This is a genomic window from Ruegeria sp. BB9 (genome assembly GCF_056539345.1).
On the sequence record NZ_JBQFUU010000002.1, the window covers coordinates 426,947 to 440,490 of the forward strand.

At 60.8% G+C, this 13,544-nt stretch carries 16 protein-coding genes; 9 read left to right on the plus strand and 7 right to left on the minus strand.

Going from position 1 to position 13,544, the window contains the following annotated elements; genetic code table 11:
* Positions 1 to 67: 67 nt before the first annotated feature.
* On the minus strand, positions 68 to 928 hold the full coding sequence (locus tag ACR0FC_RS09530) for a DUF2182 domain-containing protein (protein ID WP_170340149.1): 861 nt from the start codon (positions 926 to 928) through the stop codon (positions 68 to 70).
* Entirely contained in the window at positions 909 to 1,544 is a 636-nt protein-coding gene (locus ACR0FC_RS09535) for a DUF1326 domain-containing protein (RefSeq protein WP_149774645.1), read from the minus strand. Before ACR0FC_RS09535 ends, ACR0FC_RS09530 begins: the two co-directional genes overlap by 20 nt.
* Positions 1,545 to 1,836: 292 nt before the next feature.
* On the opposite strand from ACR0FC_RS09535, the gene rpmG reads away from it, so the two are divergent.
* Together rpmG and ACR0FC_RS09545 are read left to right on the plus strand one after the other, a co-directional pair.
* A complete protein-coding gene (gene rpmG, locus ACR0FC_RS09540) occupies positions 1,837 to 2,004 on the plus strand; it encodes a 50S ribosomal protein L33 (protein ID WP_007799108.1) in 168 nt (55 codons plus the stop codon).
* Between the two features lie 219 nt (positions 2,005 to 2,223).
* The gene (locus ACR0FC_RS09545; RefSeq protein WP_170340151.1) at positions 2,224 to 2,730 is read left to right on the plus strand and encodes a lipoprotein; all 507 of its coding nucleotides are present in this window, start codon (positions 2,224 to 2,226) and stop codon (positions 2,728 to 2,730) included.
* Positions 2,731 to 2,869: 139 nt separating this feature from the next.
* On the opposite strand, the gene ACR0FC_RS09550 is transcribed toward ACR0FC_RS09545, so the two are convergent.
* Positions 2,870 to 3,607: a Bax inhibitor-1/YccA family protein gene (locus ACR0FC_RS09550; RefSeq protein ID WP_170340154.1), complete on the minus strand. Its 738-nt coding sequence runs from the start codon at positions 3,605 to 3,607 to the stop codon at positions 2,870 to 2,872.
* A gap of 173 nt (positions 3,608 to 3,780) precedes the next feature.
* Positions 3,781 to 3,996 carry a DUF1127 domain-containing protein gene (locus ACR0FC_RS09555; protein WP_093964754.1) on the minus strand — a complete coding sequence of 72 codons (216 nt, stop codon included), beginning with the start codon at positions 3,994 to 3,996 and terminating at the stop codon, positions 3,781 to 3,783.
* Between the two features lie 127 nt (positions 3,997 to 4,123).
* On the opposite strand from ACR0FC_RS09555, the gene ACR0FC_RS09560 reads away from it, so the two are divergent.
* Positions 4,124 to 5,005: a LysR family transcriptional regulator gene (locus tag ACR0FC_RS09560; protein ID WP_093965049.1), complete on the plus strand. Its 882-nt coding sequence runs from the start codon at positions 4,124 to 4,126 to the stop codon at positions 5,003 to 5,005.
* 5 nt (positions 5,006 to 5,010) lie between these two features.
* On the opposite strand, the gene ACR0FC_RS09565 is transcribed toward ACR0FC_RS09560, so the two are convergent.
* Positions 5,011 to 5,967 (minus strand): NADPH:quinone oxidoreductase family protein, encoded by a 957-nt coding sequence (locus tag ACR0FC_RS09565; protein ID WP_170340156.1) that lies wholly within the window; start codon positions 5,965 to 5,967, stop codon positions 5,011 to 5,013.
* 301 nt (positions 5,968 to 6,268) lie between these two features.
* Between ACR0FC_RS09565 and ACR0FC_RS09570 the strand changes: the two genes are divergently transcribed.
* The 3 genes from ACR0FC_RS09570 to ACR0FC_RS09580 all read left to right on the plus strand — a co-directional run bounded on the left by ACR0FC_RS09570 (position 6,269) and on the right by ACR0FC_RS09580 (position 8,924).
* Positions 6,269 to 6,640 carry a helix-turn-helix domain-containing protein gene (locus ACR0FC_RS09570; protein WP_093964756.1) on the plus strand — a complete coding sequence of 124 codons (372 nt, stop codon included), beginning with the start codon at positions 6,269 to 6,271 and terminating at the stop codon, positions 6,638 to 6,640.
* A gap of 44 nt (positions 6,641 to 6,684) precedes the next feature.
* Positions 6,685 to 7,476, plus strand: coding sequence for a histidinol-phosphatase (gene hisN, locus ACR0FC_RS09575; RefSeq protein ID WP_170340158.1), 792 nt, complete (start codon positions 6,685 to 6,687; stop codon positions 7,474 to 7,476).
* A gap of 113 nt (positions 7,477 to 7,589) precedes the next feature.
* Positions 7,590 to 8,924, plus strand: a complete 1,335-nt coding sequence (locus ACR0FC_RS09580) for an 8-oxoguanine deaminase (RefSeq protein ID WP_170340160.1) — start codon at positions 7,590 to 7,592, stop codon at positions 8,922 to 8,924.
* 7 nt (positions 8,925 to 8,931) lie between these two features.
* On the opposite strand, the gene guaD is transcribed toward ACR0FC_RS09580, so the two are convergent.
* Complete coding sequence (gene guaD, locus ACR0FC_RS09585) at positions 8,932 to 10,221, minus strand: guanine deaminase (protein ID WP_170340162.1); 1,290 nt, start codon at positions 10,219 to 10,221, stop codon at positions 8,932 to 8,934.
* A 138-nt stretch (positions 10,222 to 10,359) separates the two neighbouring features.
* Between guaD and mgtE the strand changes: the two genes are divergently transcribed.
* Entirely contained in the window at positions 10,360 to 11,754 is a 1,395-nt protein-coding gene (gene mgtE / locus ACR0FC_RS09590) for a magnesium transporter (RefSeq protein WP_170340164.1), read from the plus strand.
* Positions 11,751 to 12,308, plus strand: a complete 558-nt coding sequence (locus tag ACR0FC_RS09595) for a 5-formyltetrahydrofolate cyclo-ligase (protein WP_093964760.1) — start codon at positions 11,751 to 11,753, stop codon at positions 12,306 to 12,308. The genes mgtE and ACR0FC_RS09595 overlap by 4 nt, the downstream gene beginning before the upstream one ends.
* 3 nt (positions 12,309 to 12,311) lie before the next feature.
* Here ACR0FC_RS09595 and ACR0FC_RS09600 read toward each other — a convergent pair whose 3' ends face one another.
* The gene (locus tag ACR0FC_RS09600; protein ID WP_217354725.1) at positions 12,312 to 12,542 is read right to left on the minus strand and encodes a putative hemolysin; all 231 of its coding nucleotides are present in this window, start codon (positions 12,540 to 12,542) and stop codon (positions 12,312 to 12,314) included.
* Positions 12,543 to 12,670: 128 nt separating this feature from the next.
* Here ACR0FC_RS09600 and ACR0FC_RS09605 point away from each other — a divergent pair, with 128 nt between their 5' ends.
* Complete coding sequence (locus tag ACR0FC_RS09605; RefSeq protein ID WP_170340168.1) at positions 12,671 to 13,483, plus strand: TIGR00282 family metallophosphoesterase; 813 nt, start codon at positions 12,671 to 12,673, stop codon at positions 13,481 to 13,483.
* Positions 13,484 to 13,544: the final 61 nt, after the last annotated feature.

Consider the following 13,544-nt stretch of genomic DNA (forward strand, 5'->3'; position numbering starts at 1 on the left):
TCGTGAATGAAATGTGCAGAGCGCTCCAATTGGCCGGCTCCTTGGCCCGGAAGACAGGCTTGCCGCATCAAACCAATGCGGTGATCGACACCCAGGCTCCCAATCCGATCAAAACGACACCGACGACCGGCGTCAGCCATCCCGCCCGGGGCAACAGCTTTTCCAGCGCGACGTAGACGGCGATTGTGACGATCCACCAAAGGTTCATGATGCCGCCGACGAACAGCAGTGCCATCAAGGCCCAGCAGCAGCCCAAGCAGTAGGCTCCGTGCAGGGCGCCGCATCGAAACGCACCCCAATGCCCGGGCCGGTTGTGGCGGGTCAGAAAGGCAGCCGGGCTCTGACAATGGCGGAGGCACGCGGATTTCAACCCGCTGAACTGATACATCCCGGCAGCACAGAGAACGATGCCCGCCAAGATTCCGGACCGGATGGTCATCATCGGGCCATCCATCGCTCCGATCTGTTGCAGGCCCCATTGCAGTCCGGTTGCCCCAAGGCTGAACACGGCCCAGGCAAAAAGATACCCCGACAGAAAGGCCAATCCGAAGCTGGCGCTGCGCTGCCTGTCGGGTCCAACCCGTTTCAACGCCACAAACAATAGGGCAGTCGGGGCCGCGCTGGGCGTCATCATTGCGACCATCATCACCCACCACATGGCAAAGACCAATGCGGCGTACCAAAGCGTCCAGACGGCACCGGCCCCCATCGGCATGGGCTGGCCAATTGGACCGGCCATCCGAGTCATCTCGACGGCCGACATCTGCATCCCGACACCGGCGACCGTGTACCAGACCGCACCCGAAACGATCAGAAGGACACTTCCAGCGACGATCAGACGTTCTTTTCGCAGTACTCGCTCGAGGCTGATCGTTCGGGCAGGGCGGGCCTGTTCCGACGCGTCTGCACTATGGCCCGACAACGCCATGACCTGAGATGTTTAAATGCGCCAGATGGGCATGTGAGGACTCGAAGGTCAGGTCTATGGCTGAACCGCTTGTCCTGGCCGTTCCCGAGGCGACCTCGGCGTGGCGGTATTCGAATCCATGCGGCAACTGGATCGACGCGCGATGCGGTTGGCCCGAGACGATATGTGCGATCGGCTTGACGTCCACATCGAACACGTTCTTGACCTTCGCGTAGCCGGTCCGGTCTTCGCGGCTCCAGTTCACGTCGATTTCAGCAAACAGTGTCTCATGCTTGGTCGGCGCCATGGCGCTGTAGACATACCACATGGTGGCCATTTCATCGGTGTCCTCACCGGACATGATGGCCTGCAGGGCGGCCCGCTGATCGGCGTCCGCCCGTTCGTCGATGATCAGTTGCATCTGCCCGTTGCCCTCGTGAATCGGGCCTGGCCAGTGGTAGACACCCGCAGCCCGCAGGCCGGAAAGATCCGTGTCCCCGTAATGGCCGCTTGTGATGTCAAAGACGACCACGGCCTCGCAATTCCCGTGACTGGGCAGGCTGCTGAACTGGCAGGGGCAACCGAAATCACAGTTGCAATTGGCCAGCGTCTCGCCCTGAAGTTTCCATTCTGTCATGATTTCCCCCAAGCAGACGTACAAGAAAACTCTGCTGACAGAGGGTCTTGCCCGGTTTCGCTGCCTCATGCCGCACAACCTTGGACCGCGGCGTTCTGGGATGCTGTTGTGCGAACATATCACGAAACCGTGATCTGTCCAAACCGGGCGCTGATCCACTGTGTGTCGGATCCTGTGATTTGTGTTGAAACACCACCGATTCCGGTTGACTCGGGCGCGCGACCGGGTAAAAGCGCACGCTCATAGGAATTCAACCGAAAGGCCCCTGCCTTTCCGGACGCAGGAGATAACCATGGCGAAGCCGACGACAATCAAGATCCGTCTGAACTCGACCGCGGGCACGGGCCACTTCTACGTGACCAAAAAGAACGCTCGCACCATGACCGAGAAAATGACCGTTCGTAAATACGACCCGGTCGTTCGGAAGCATGTCGAGTACAAGGAAGGCAAGATCAAGTAATCTGCCTTTTTTCGACGCGAAAGCTTAAGGGGTTCTGCTTCGGCAGGACCCTTTTTCGTTGTTTTGACCGGGTCGTTTGGTCCTTAAGCCGCCCGATCCGGCCGTTTCGGGCCGTTGCAGAGGCGCATCAGGCCGACAGGTATTCTGATTGGTGTTGGCTTGCTTTTTTGCCCCGCCTGCCAGTACGGTTCAGCAAACCGCCACAAAATGTTGAGCGCCATGAAAAAAATCTTGTTGCCCGCAATCGCCATTCTGACACTTTCGGCCTGTGAGGACCCGTTCAACCGCCAAGGCGTCGGGTTCACCGGCATTGATGGCGAACCAAGAACCGTTTCGGACGTCAAAGGCGCCGTCGCCTTTGTTCCGCCTGCTACGAACGTCCCGGCTGAGTTGGCTGAATTGCCGACCATTCAGGCCAGCACTGACAAGACAGAATTCGACAAGGTCGCTGGTGTGGCCATCGACAATGGCGGACGCTCCGACACTACTGCCGTTCAGTTGACCGGCAGCAGCAGTACCATGTTCCTGAGCACGGTGAGTGTGAACGGAACCCTGTTCGGCGTGTTGCGCACCGAAAACAACAGCACCAAGGTGGACAACTCGGTTGGGGCCGCGTTCGGCAGCCAGACCGAACGCTTTACAGGCTGTCTGCCTGCGGGCGACGTATACCGCAAAGGCGGCTCGTCGCGCAGCTCGGGTTTCGCGGTTCCGCTGAACTGCAGCTGATCGGATCTTTCGCGATTACAATGATGAAAGGCCCTTGCCATTTGGCTGGGGCCTTTTTCTTTGGGCTGGCTATGCTGGCGCCGGAACAAAAAAGGGCGGGCCGTTCGGGCCCGCCCTTTGATTGGGTGTTCCGGCAGTCTTACTCGCGATTGCCGAGCAGCTGCAGCAGGAACATGAACATGTTGATGAAGTCCAGGTACAGGTTCAGCGCACCCATGATGGCGGCCTTGCCCAGCCACTCCTGATCGCCCGCATGGGCCATCTGGATGTAGGTGGTCTTGATCTTCTGCGTGTCATAGGCGGTGAGGCCCGCAAAGATCAGAACGCCCAGGATCGACACGGCGAACATGATGGCCGGCGATTGCAGGAACAGGTTGATGACCATGGCCACGATCAGGCCGATCACACCCATCATCAGGAACGTCCCCATACCGGACAGGTCCTTCTTGGTGACGTAACCATACAGCGACAGACCGGCAAAGGCGATCGAAGTCACCAGAAAGACCTGGGCGATCGAAATGCCGGTGAAGGCCACGAAGATCCAGCTGAGCGACAGGCCCATTACCGCCGCGAAGGCGTAGAAGAACAGTTGGGCGCCAGCTGCGCTGAGGCGGTTGATGGCCGCGCCGAAGGCAAACACCATGATCAGCGGAGCGAACATGACGATCCAGCCCAGAATGTTCGGGCTGAGGGTCACCGGATCGCGGAACACCGACAGCAGCTGCGGGCTGGTTCCTACAGCCCATGCAACCGCAAAGGTGATCAGCATGCCCACGGACATCGTGCCGTAGACCTTGTTCATGTGGGCGCGCAGGCCCTCGTCAATCTCGGCAGCGCGCGCGCCAGTCGCCGTCCGGATCGTATCGAATTGTGCCATAGAGGTCTCCCTTGAATTCAGCTTTCAGCCCCCGGTTGCGGGGCGATTTCCCTGCAAATATCGGAGAGTGTAGCGCATGTTTCAAGGGTTTTGGGGCCAAAACTCAGCAATATGGTCAACAATTTCAGCGCCGCTTTGGAAGGTGGCGCTGAAATCCGTTGCAGGCCGTGCATTCAGGGCCGCTTGCGCCAGGTTTCGGGCGCGTCCCAGAACGGGCGGGATGCTTCTGTCAGGGCCTCTGATCGGGTGATCCCGATGTCTTGCAGGGCGCGGTCATCCAGCCGGGCCAGCTCCCGCCGTTGATGAGCGGCCGCAAGCATTCGCTGAAGCCAATTGCCCGTTTTGATCGATGCCGAGGCACAGGGTCGGTGTGCAGCGATTTGGGTCATGACTTGTGTCCTTTCATCGGTCTGTGATGTAAATCTGTTTTCATATCAGCTTCCTTGAACTATATGGCGGGTTGTGGCATATTTTAAAAATGAATGTTTTTGAATTCATCCATAAGGATTATTGATGATGCGGAACCTAGACATCACCACCCTGCGCTCATTCGTGGCGGTCGCGGACCACGGGGGCGTAACGCGTGCCGCCGGTTTCCTGCATCTGACACAGTCGGCTGTGTCCATGCAGCTGAAACGTCTGGAAGAGTTGTTGGGCCTGGAATTGCTGGACCGGTCTGGGCGCACCATCGCGTTGACGGCCTCTGGCGAACAGCTGTTGGCTTATGCCCGGCGAATGGTGGCGTTGAATGACGAGGTCATCTCGAAGCTGACCGATCAGGCCTTTGAGGGCGAGGTGGTGCTTGGGGTGCCGCACGATATCGTCTACCCGGCCATTCCACGGGTTCTGCAGCGGTTCAATGCCGATTTCCCCCGCGTGCGCGTGCAGTTGGTTTCGTCCTATTCAATCCAGTTGAAAGAGATGTTTCGGCGTGGTGAATGTGACGTGATCCTGACGACCGAGGCTGCGAATTCGGACGGCGGTGAAACCATTGCAGAGCTGCCTCTGCGCTGGATCGGCGCGTCAGGAGGCTCGGCTTGGCGACGGCGGCCGCTTCCGTTGGCGCTGGGTCGGCGCTGCCTCTTCCGGCCTCAGGTCATTGCCGCCTTGGATGCAGCAGGCATTCCATGGGAGCTGTCGGTTGAAACCGAGAACGACCGCACGATCGAGGCAACCGTCAGCGCGGACCTCGCCGTCCACGCCATGCTTGAGGGGACCGAGGCGGCACATCTGGAGAAGATCGATTCAGGTGGGGTTCTGCCCGAGTTGCCGGCGCATATGATCAACCTTTACGGAGGCGATCAGGGGCGCGGCGAAGTGGTGGAGGCCCTCGCTGCGCTGGTGCGGCAGAACTTCCACATGCTTGGTGGTACACCACTGCGCGCCGTGGTGGGCTGATCCGGTCAGATCGTGATGACGACTTTCCCGGTCGACTTTCGTTCCTTCAGCAGAGCCATGCCCTGCGCCACTTCGGACAGCGGCAGGCTGTGGCTGATATGGGGCCGGATGCGTCCCTCGGCATGCCAGGCAAAGAGGGTCTCAAAGCTGTTGCGAACGACCTCGGGCCGGAACCTCAGATAGCCACCGATGTAGAACCCGATCACGGTCAGGTTCTTCACCAGCAAATGATTGGCCGGTATCTGCGGGACTTCGCCGCCGGCAAAACCTATCGGCAGCAGGCGGCCTTCGGGATTGGTCGCCCGGAAGGCAGCCTTGAACACGTCGCCACCGATGGCGTCATAGACAACGTCTGCGCCACCCAATGCCAGCACGCGCTCGCGCAGATCTTCGTCCGCGTCGATTAGGTGATCGGCCCCGGCCGCGCGGGCGACCGCCAATTTATTGGCGCCACGGGCCTGTGCGATCACCGTCGCGCCCATAAGCTTGCCGATCTCGACCGCCGTCAGCCCGACACCGCCGGCGGCACCGGTCACCAAAAGGGTCTCGCCCGGCTGCAGTCGCGCCCGATGGTCCAGCGCCATTTGGCTGGTGCCGTAGGCGATCTGGATGGCTGCCGCGTCTTCAAAGCTGCACGACCGGGGGATGAGTACGGCACGGTCGGCGTCAAAAACCCCGAATTGCGCCAATCCGCCCTGGCCTGAGTATACCGCGACCCGGTCTCCGGGCTTCAGATGGCTGACCCCTGCGCCGACCGCGTCTACGACCCCCGCAACCTCAAGCCCCAATGTGAAAGGGGCCGCTGGCGTATCCTGATACGTGCCCTTCTGCATCAGAAGATCGGCAAAGTTCAGCCCGCAGGCGCGAATGGCCACGCGGATCTGGCCTTCGGCGGGTGCGGGCACGGGTATCTCGCGCAATTTGGCCTGCTCTCCGGCAGACTGGATCTGGTAGGCCAGCATCTCAAATCTCCATGTTGGCGCCATTGATCGGGGCCGCCCCTGACTTGTCAATCATTCCGGAAGGGAACGGCCCGGGCGTCGTTGTCGCACTGGCCAAATCGTGCACAACCGTAAACCTTCCTTCGGGCGCGCAGATTCAACCATCTTGAAAATTTTCCAAAAAGCGGCAATATTGCTTGTCAGTGCTGTTTCGGGGGGCACGTTCCGTATTAGAGAGTTTTTTACAAGCGTCTCGCTAGTGTGCGGTCATGGTTCAGTTAGCGTTTTCCCGGGCGGTTGTGTGTAACAGAGGAGAATACCAATGACCCATCACGTCGATGTCCATGTGGGCAAGCGCGTACGGCATCGCCGCTGGTTGATTGGCATGACGCAGCAGCAGCTGGCACAGCAGGTCGGTATCAAATTCCAGCAGATCCAGAAATACGAAACCGGGGCCAACCGCATCAGCGCCTCACGCCTGTGGGACATTGCCGAAGCTCTGGACGTTCCGGTCAGCTTTTTCTTTGAAGGTCTGGAGGACGCCCAAAAGGAAGACTCGGGCAAGAAATCGGTTCCTGCTGATCTGATGGGCGACAAGGAAGCGTTGGATCTGGTTCGGTCCTACTACGCGATCCCGGAAAACCAGCGCCGGCGCCTGTTTGAGCTTGCGCGCGTTCTCAGCGACGTGGCCTGAGACCGGGACTTGACTTCGCACAGGGCTGAGCGCACCAGTGGCGCATGACCAAAGCCTCCGCAAGTGACCTTGAAGTTGCCGAGAAAATGGCCGACGCGGCGCGTGCGGCCATTTTGCCTTACTTTCGCCAGTCGAATCTTGAAACCTCAAACAAGCTGCAAGGCGGATATGACCCAGTGACCGTGGCCGATCGCGCAGCCGAACAGGCCATGCGATCCGTTCTGGCCGAGCTTCGCCCCGACGACGGCATCTTGGGCGAGGAGTACGGTGCGCTCGAAGGCAAATCGGGACGAACCTGGGTGTTGGACCCGATCGACGGCACCCGCGGTTTCGTCAGCGGCACACCGACATGGGGCGTGCTGATCGCGCTAGGCGACGATAGCGGGCCGATCATGGGGGTGATTGACCAACCCTATATCGGCGAACGGTTTGTGGGTCATGCAGACGGTGCGTTCATGACCGGTCCTTTGGGCAGAACCAGCTTGGCGACCCGTCGGACGGATGCCTTGCGGGACGCAATCCTGTTCACGACATTCCCCGAAGTTGGCACGACCGCCGAAGGAGACGCCTTTCGCGCCGTGGCCGGACAGGTGCAACTGACACGCTACGGCATGGACTGCTACGCATACGCGCTGCTGGCGGCCGGGCAGGTCGACCTGGTGATCGAGGCTGGACTGAACGCGTATGACATTCAGGCCCCGATCGCGGTAATTAAGGCGGCCGGTGGCGTCGTGACCGACTGGCAGGGCGGGCCTGCCCATCAGGGGGGGCGGGCACTGGCGGCTGCGAACCCTGAGATCCACGCCGCGGCCCTCGAGATTCTGCGCGACTTCTGACGACGGTTGCCGCTGCGGCCGCGATTGATTAGGGTCGTCGCGCCGGTTCTTGCGCCCGTTTTCCACCGGCACACGCATTTCTGGCATGAGGCGGGCAGATGCAGGAGTGCGAGATGCCCGAAATCCTTCTTAGAAACGCCGATGCGATCCTGACCATGGACGACAACCGGCAAGAACTGGCCGGCGCCGATTTGCTGATCCGTGACGGGCAGATTGCCCGCATAGGCCAAGGTTTGACCACCGACGGAGAGGTGCATGACCTCAGCGGCTGTGTCGTGACGCCGGGATTGGTCAATACCCACCACCATCTCTACCAGACACTGACTCGAGCTGTTCCGGCGGGCCAGGATGCGCTGCTCTTTGGCTGGCTGCAGACGCTCTATCCGATCTGGGCGCGGTTCGGTCCTGACGAAATGTTCACTTCGGCTCAGATCGGTCTGGCCGAGTTGGCCTTGTCGGGCTGCACGCTCAGTTCCGACCATCTGTATCTGTATCCGAATGGGTCACGCTTGGATGACACGATCGCGGCCGCTGCGGAGGTGGGGCTGCGGTTCCATCCGACCCGCGGCGCGATGAGCATCGGCGAAAGCGACGGCGGTCTGCCGCCCGATGCTTTGGTCGAGGCCGAGGCCGACATCCTGAATGACATGATCCGAGTGGTCGACGCGTTCCATGACCCGTCCGAAGGCTCAATGTGCAGGGTTGGACTTGCGCCCTGTTCGCCCTTCTCGGTCAGTCGGGATCTGATGCGCGACGCCGCACTGCTGGCACGGGACAAAGGGGTCATGCTGCACACCCATCTGGCGGAAAACGACGAGGATATCCTGTATTCCGAATCCCAGTTCGGCTGTCGACCCGGCCAGTATGCCGAGGAACTTGGCTGGACCGGCCCCGATGTCTGGCACGCCCATTGCGTGAAGCTGGACGGGGCAGAGATCGACCTGTTCTCTCGGTCACGCACCGGGGTTGCGCACTGTCCCTGCTCGAATTGCCGTCTGGGCTCGGGGATCGCGCCGGTGCGCGCGATGCGTGACAACGGGGTCAGGGTTGGCTTGGGCGTTGACGGTTCCGCAAGCAACGACAGCGGCAACCTGATGGCCGAGGCGCGGCAGGCGATGCTTCTGCAACGCGTGGCGAACGGTGCCGATGCCATGTCCGCGCGCGAAGCTCTGGAAATTGCGACGCGGGGTGGGGCGGACGTGCTGAACCGGCCGGACTGCGGCCGCCTGATGCCGGGCAAACGTGCCGATATCGCTGTTTGGGACACAAGGGGTGTGGAGTGCGCGGGCAGTTGGGACCCGGCTGCTCTGCTGCTGGCAGGTCCGGTGCACGTCAAACACCTGTTTGTCGAGGGGCGACAGGTCGTCCGGGACGGCAACATTGCTACATTTGACCTGCCGCGCGCGATCGAACGGCAGAACAGGTTGGCCCTCGCCTTGCAGGGCTGATCTGCCTTCAGGTCGAAACGCGCCGTCCGCCGATCCACACATCGGCGATGGCGCGGTCGTCGCCCATCATGATTGTCGGGAACACCGCCTCCCAAAGGGACTCGGCATTGGCTTCTCGCTGGGCAATCGCGGGGGTCGAGGCGAGGTCGAGCACGATCAGGTCCGCCTCCATTCCGGGGGCGATATTGCCGATGCGGTCGTCCATCCGCAGCGACCGGGCCGAGCCTGCGGTGCCCAGCCACAGCAGTTGCGCCGGGTGCAGCGGATGTCCGCGCAATTGGCCGATTTCATAGGCGGCCGCCATGGTCCGCAACATGGAAAAGCTGGACCCGCCGCCGGTGTCGGTTGCCAGGCCGATACGATGGCCATCCCGCATCAGCCCGTGCAAATCGAACAGACCCGAACCGATGAAAGTGTTCGAGGTGGGGCAATGGATCAGCGACGCATCGACCTCACGCAGGCGGTCTCGCTCGCGCGGTTCCAGGTGGATCACGTGGCCATAGAGGCCGTTCGCGCCGAGCAACCCGAACTTTTCGTAGGTGTCCAGGTAGTCACGCGCCTCGGGGAACAGCGACCGAACCCATTCGATTTCGTCCGTCTGCTCGCTGAGATGCGTCTGCATGAGACAATCGGGGTGTTCCGCCCAAAGCGCGCCCATCGCCTCAAGCTGTTCTGGGGTCGAGGTCGGGGAAAACCGCGGCGTGATCGCATAGGCTATCCGGTCGACATCTTGCCACTTTTCGATCAGAGCCTTGGACTGGTCATAGGCTGCTTGAGCCGTGTCCCGAAGACCTTCGGGCGCGTTGCGGTCCATGCAGGTCTTGCCGGCCACGACACGCTGACCGCGCTCCTGGGCGGCCGTGAAAAAGGCATCGACGCTTTCGGGATGAATGGTGCAGAAACTGCACATGGTCGTGGTGCCGTGTGCGGCGGTCAGGTCAAGATACCGGTTCGAAATCTCGGCTGCGTAGGCTGCATCACCGAACTTCATCTCTTCTGGAAAGGTGTAGGTGTTCAGCCAATCAATCAGCCGTTTGCCCCAACTCGCGATCATCGCCGTCTGGGGATAGTGGACATGGGGGTCGACAAAACCAGCCAGGATCAGGTTTTCGCCATGGTGATGAATGGCGGCCTCGGGGTGCGCGGTTTGCAGGTCAACGGTACTTCCCAACTCCCGGATTTTCCCGCCCTCGATCAGAACGGCTTCGTGCAGCCGGACCGCCTGATCCGGTTGCGTTTCGAAGGGGGAGTGTTCGAAACTCAGTACGCGCCCTGTCAAAAGCGTCTTTTGCGCCATCCGCCTTGATCTCCGCCTTGGTGAATCCGGCTTGCAGCATAGGGATGTGAAAGATGCGGGTAAATCGCACCATTGTCATTGTTTTCCGGTAGCTGCTTCTTCTATTTAGGGGCCAATTCCCAGAACAAGGGGCAGCGCATGACGACCGGCACCGAAGACAACAGAACCGACCCCTCTCGCGATGATGACGTCTATGCGCTGGACCGGCGAACGGTTGCCGCAATCCTTTACGCCGTCGATGTCGAGGATCGCGAGAAGCTGATCGAGCTGATGGAGCCACTGCACGCGGCCGACATTGCCGACCTTCTGGAACAGATCAACCCCTACGACCGAGCGCGGCTGATCCGCCTGTATGACCGGGAATTTGACGGGGACATTCTGTCTGAACTGGACGAATCCGTTCGCGAAGAAGTCATTGGCGTTCTACGACCCGACGTTCTGGCCGAAGCCGTCCGTGAGATGGAAAGCGACGATGTCGTGGACCTTCTGGAGGATCTGGAGGAGCCGCAGCAGGAAGCGGTGCTGGAGGCCCTTGAGGCCTCGGAACGGATCGCGGCACTGCAGGCGCTGGCCTATCCCGAGAACTCCGCAGGCCGACTGATGCAGCGCGAGGTGGTCATGGCTCCCGATCATTGGACGGTCGGGCAGGCGATCGACTACATGCGCTCGCAGGACGATCTGCCCGAGCAGTTCTATCACGTTGTGCTGGTCGATCCACGGCTGAAGCCGGTGGCGCAGGTCATGTTGGGCAAGTTGATGGCCGCGCGGCGCGACACCAAGTTGCTGGACATCGCCGAGGACGAGTTTCACATCATCCCGGTCGATCAGGATGAAGAAGACGTTGCCTATGCTTTCAACCAGTACCACCTGATTTCCGCGCCGGTGGTGGACAGTGACAAACGGCTGGTCGGGGTAATCACGATAGACGACGCAATGGCCGTTCTGGATGAAGAGATCGAGGAAGACATGCTGCGACTGGCAGGTGTCAGTGATGACAGCTCGATTTCAGACAGTGTTGCAGCAACCAGTCGTCGCCGTTTGCCCTGGCTGACGGTCAACCTGTGCACCGCCATTTGTGCCTCGCTGGTGATTTCACAGTTCGAGGCGGCAATCGAGCAGATCGTGGCGCTGGCGATTCTGATGCCCATCGTTGCCTCGATGGGTGGTAACGCCGGAACTCAGTCTCTGACCGTTGCCGTACGTGCGTTGGCGACCCGCGACCTGACGGGCTCGAACGTGGCGCGAGTCATCCGCCGAGAATTGCTGGTGGGCATGTTGAACGGGCTGTGTTTCGCCATCGTTCTGGGGACGGTGGGGATGATGTGGTTCGAATCCCCGCTGCTGGGTGTCGTGATCGGTTCCGCCTTGGTCGTGAACATGATCATCGCCGGGTTCGCGGGTACGGTAGTACCGGTGGTGCTGGATCGCCTGGGTGTAGACCCGGCATTGGCCTCGGGAACCTTCGTTACGACGACGACGGATGTAATGGGGTTCTTCATCTTTCTAGGGCTTGCAAGCGTGGTGCTGCTGTGACCGATCTGACTGAAATCAAGGCCGCGGCGCGCAAGGCTGCCTTTGCCCGGCGCAAAGCGGCCTTCGACGCGGGGCCGCCGGCCGCCGCGGGCCGCCTGTCCGAGGTGCTGGCCGGATTTCGTGGCGTTCCGCTGTCTGGCTACATGCCGATCCGCACCGAAATCGACCCTCTGCCCGCCATGGCCGAGGCCGCAGCCTATGGTCCCGTGGGTGTTCCGGTCATCCAAGGCGCCGGACGGCCTCTGCGGTTTTCGCGCTGGACACCCGAAGGGCCGTTGAAAGATGGGCCATTTGGCGCCAAGGTGCCCGAGACGGACGACTATTTTGACCCTGAAATCCTGATCGTGCCCCTTGTGGCATTCGATCCGCAAGGCGGGCGATTGGGCTATGGGGGCGGGTTTTATGACCGCACGCTTGAAGGGCTGCGCGCCAAACGTCCCACATTGGCCATCGGTTTCGCCTTCGACGCGCAAGAGGCCGAAGCCTTGCCGCTGGAACCGACGGACCAGCCGTTGGACATGATCGTTACCGAGACCAGGGTCCTGACGTTTTAGGCTTCAGTTCTCAAAGTGGCTCCGCAGATAGTCCCAGGCATCAACCTCAGTTCCATCCTCAAGGATGCACACGCCGTATTCCGATCCATCGGTGTTCTTGCGGATCTGATATTCGCCGCCGTTTTCGATGCAGAAGGTCGCGGCCGGATTTGCCATTGTTGTCTTGGTCGTCGCGTGAGCAAAGCCGCCCGAGATAGCGAGAGAAACAGTTGCGGTCAGGACTATGCGTTTCATCGAAATCTCCGAGTGAAAAACCGGTTGCGTCAGAATTGCAGGTTTCCACCGGAATTCAACCCGCATGCGGCCCGCGAATTGCATCGTTCCGCCTTGTTATTGCCGTTTGCAGGGCCTAGGACCGCGATATGAGAATCTTGTTCCTGGGTGACGTCATGGGGCGCGCGGGCCGCGCCACCGTTCAGCAGCATCTGCCCCGTCTGCGCGACGAGTGGCGGCTGGATTTCGTGGTGGTCAACGGCGAGAATGCCTCGAACGGCATGGGGTTGACCGGCGATCATGCCAAGCTGCTGCTGGAGTCGGGCGCAGATTGTCTGACGTTGGGCGACCACGCTTTCGACCAGAAAGACATGCTGCAATTCATCGAACGCGAACCCCGGATCGTGCGCCCTGTGAATTTCGCCAAGGGTGCTCCCGGTCGCGGACATCGACTGTTCACCGCGCCGGGCGGACGCAAGGTGTTGGTGGTTCAGGTTCTGGGACAGGTGTTCATGAAACGACCGTTCGACGATCCGTTCTCGGCGGTGGAACCGATCCTGAAGTCCCACCCGCGGGGCGGTCAGGCGCAGGCCATCATCGTGGACATGCATTGCGAGGCGACTTCGGAGAAGATGGCCATGGGCCACTATTGCGACGGACGCGCCAGCCTCGTCGTGGGAACCCATACCCATGTCCCGACCGCCGATGCCCAGATCCTGCCCGGCGGCACCGCTTACCTGACCGATGCGGGCATGTGCGGCGACTATGACTCGGTGATCGGAATGGACAAGCAGGAGCCGATGCGCCGCTTCATCACGGGGATGCCCAAGGCTCGGTTCACCCCGGCCAATGGCGAAGCGACGCTTAGCGGCGTTTTCGTGGAAACTGATGACCGTGACGGGCAAGCCAAGACGATCAGCATGGTACGGGTTGGCGGGCGCCTGCAGCAGGCAGCACCGTGAATGCACGTCAGGCTTGCTCTGCGGCCTGCAATACGTGAAACTGACTCTCAGGCGCTTGGGC

Excerpts from the sequence above, each read along its gene's own strand:
- ACR0FC_RS09580 (WP_170340160.1), top strand. The coding sequence starts at position 7,590 with ATGCCCGAAATCCTTCTTAGAAACGCCGATGCGATCCTGACCATGGAC.
- mgtE (WP_170340164.1), top strand. The coding sequence starts at position 10,360 with ATGACGACCGGCACCGAAGACAACAGAACCGACCCCTCTCGCGATGAT.
- ACR0FC_RS09605 (WP_170340168.1), top strand. The coding sequence starts at position 12,671 with ATGAGAATCTTGTTCCTGGGTGACGTCATGGGGCGCGCGGGCCGCGCC.
- ACR0FC_RS09570 (WP_093964756.1), top strand. The coding sequence starts at position 6,269 with ATGACCCATCACGTCGATGTCCATGTGGGCAAGCGCGTACGGCATCGC.
- ACR0FC_RS09530 (WP_170340149.1), bottom strand. The coding sequence starts at position 928 with ATGGCGTTGTCGGGCCATAGTGCAGACGCGTCGGAACAGGCCCGCCCT.
- ACR0FC_RS09535 (WP_149774645.1), bottom strand. The coding sequence starts at position 1,544 with ATGACAGAATGGAAACTTCAGGGCGAGACGCTGGCCAATTGCAACTGT.
- rpmG (WP_007799108.1), top strand. The coding sequence starts at position 1,837 with ATGGCGAAGCCGACGACAATCAAGATCCGTCTGAACTCGACCGCGGGC.
- ACR0FC_RS09555 (WP_093964754.1), bottom strand. The coding sequence starts at position 3,996 with ATGACCCAAATCGCTGCACACCGACCCTGTGCCTCGGCATCGATCAAA.
- ACR0FC_RS09550 (WP_170340154.1), bottom strand. The coding sequence starts at position 3,607 with ATGGCACAATTCGATACGATCCGGACGGCGACTGGCGCGCGCGCTGCC.
- ACR0FC_RS09560 (WP_093965049.1), top strand. The coding sequence starts at position 4,124 with ATGCGGAACCTAGACATCACCACCCTGCGCTCATTCGTGGCGGTCGCG.
- hisN (WP_170340158.1), top strand. The coding sequence starts at position 6,685 with ATGACCAAAGCCTCCGCAAGTGACCTTGAAGTTGCCGAGAAAATGGCC.
- ACR0FC_RS09600 (WP_217354725.1), bottom strand. The coding sequence starts at position 12,542 with ATGAAACGCATAGTCCTGACCGCAACTGTTTCTCTCGCTATCTCGGGC.
- guaD (WP_170340162.1), bottom strand. The coding sequence starts at position 10,221 with ATGGCGCAAAAGACGCTTTTGACAGGGCGCGTACTGAGTTTCGAACAC.
- ACR0FC_RS09545 (WP_170340151.1), top strand. The coding sequence starts at position 2,224 with ATGAAAAAAATCTTGTTGCCCGCAATCGCCATTCTGACACTTTCGGCC.
- ACR0FC_RS09565 (WP_170340156.1), bottom strand. The coding sequence starts at position 5,967 with ATGCTGGCCTACCAGATCCAGTCTGCCGGAGAGCAGGCCAAATTGCGC.